Here is a 1862-nt window from a genome sequence, read left to right as displayed (position 1 = left end):
ATCGGCGGCGATGGCTTCATGATGCCGGATGACTTCCTTGATGATGAAGTTCAGGAACTTCTCGGCGAAATCCGGATCCAGATTGGCATCCTTGGCCAGGCGGCGCAGGCGTTCGATCTGGTATTCTTCGCGCGCCGGGTCCGCCGGCGGCAAGTCGTGCTTGGCCTTCAGAACGCCGACTGCCTGGGTGCAGCGGAAGCGTTCGGCCAGCATGTGGACGAGCGCGGCATCGATATTGTCGATCGACTGCCGGTAACCCGCCAATTCCTGTTTGATTTCGGGATCAATCATGTCTCAAACGATCCTCACTTCTTCTTCGGCAGGCCGGGAAGGCCGGGGAAACCGCCGCCGAGGCCCGGAAGCTTGGCACCGCCAAGGCCCGGCAAGCCACCGCCGCCGAGGCCCGGCATGCCGCCAGGCTTGAGGCCTGCCGCTTCCGCCTGCTTCTGCAGCGCTTCAAGCTGCTTCGGGTCGAGCTTCGACAGATCGGGCATGCCGCCGCCGAGGCCACCGAGCCCCATCTTGTTGGCAAGGCCGCCCATCATCTGCTTCATCATGCCGCCTTTGCCCTTGCCGCCCATCATCTTCATCATGTCCGCCATCTGGCGGTGCATCTTCAGAAGCTTGTTGATGTCGGCGGCATCGGTGCCCGAACCGGCAGCGATGCGCTTCTTGCGGGAGTGCTTCAGCATGTCCGGGTTGGCGCGCTCGGCCTTGGTCATCGAGGAGATGATGGCGATCTGGCGTCCGAACAGTTTGTCGTCGAGACCGGCGGACGCCATCTTGTCCTTCATGCCGGCCATGCCGGGCATCAAGCCCATGATGCCGCCCATGCCGCCCATCTTCTGCATCTGGCGCAGCTGGTCGGCAAGGTCGTTCAGGTCGAACTTGCCCTTGGCCATCTTGGCGGCCATGGCCGCCGCCTTTTCGGCATCGATGTTCTCGGCGGCCTTCTCGACGAGCGAGATGATGTCGCCCATGCCGAGGATGCGATCGGCGACGCGGCGCGGATGGAACTCTTCGAGTTCGCCCATCTTTTCGCCGACGCCGATAAGCTTGATCGGCTTGCCGGTGACGGCGCGCATCGAAAGCGCTGCACCGCCGCGGCCGTCGCCGTCCATGCGGGTGAGCACGAGGCCGGTAATGCCGACGCGTTCGTCGAAGTTGCGGGCGAGATTGACGGCATCCTGACCGGTCAGCGCATCGGCGACGAGCAGGATTTCATGCGGATTGGACTTCCGCTTGATCTCCGCCATCTCGATCATCAGCGGCTCGTCGATATGGGTACGGCCGGCGGTATCGAGGATGACGACGTCATGACCGCCAAGTTTGGCAGCCTGCACGGCGCGCGCGGCGATATCGGTCGGCGACTGGCCGGCAATGATCGGAAGCGTATCGACGCCGGTCTGAACGCCGAGCTGGCGAAGCTGCTCCTGGGCGGCCGGACGACGCGTGTCGAGCGAAGCCATCAGGACCTTCTTCTTGTCCCTGGTCTTCATCCGGCTGGCGATCTTGCCGGTGGTCGTCGTCTTACCCGAGCCCTGCAGACCGACCATCATGATGACGACGGGAGCGGGCGCGTTGAGGTCGATGGTGACGCCCTCGGAGCCGAGCATATCAACCAGCTCGTCATGGACGATCTTGACGACCATCTGGCCGGGCTTGATCGATTTCAGGATCTCGGCGCCGACGGCCTTTTCACGAACTTTTTCGGTGAAGGAGCGCACGACGTCGAGCGCGACGTCGGCTTCGAGCAGCGCACGGCGAACCTCGCGGAGCGCAGCGGAAACATCGGCTTCCGACAATGCGCCGCGGCCGGTCAGTCCATTCAATATGGAACCAAGGCGGTCCTGGAGGCTCTC

General features: G+C 63.4%; 2 protein-coding genes. Both read right to left on the bottom strand.

Annotation, left to right across the window (positions count from 1 at the left end):
* Positions 1–291: chorismate mutase (locus VGO04_RS02250; protein ID WP_327494335.1), on the bottom strand; the 291-nt coding region annotated here is incomplete at its 3' end.
* A gap of 14 nt (positions 292–305) precedes the next feature.
* Positions 306–1862: signal recognition particle protein (ffh, locus tag VGO04_RS02245; RefSeq protein ID WP_327494334.1), on the bottom strand; the 1557-nt coding region annotated here is incomplete at its 5' end.

The sequence above is a fragment of the Ensifer sp. genome (genome assembly GCF_035999185.1).
GTDB lineage: Bacteria > Pseudomonadota > Alphaproteobacteria > Rhizobiales > Rhizobiaceae > Ensifer.
Note: the sequence above shows the minus strand (reverse complement) of the source record. Positions and strands in the feature narration are given on the sequence as shown.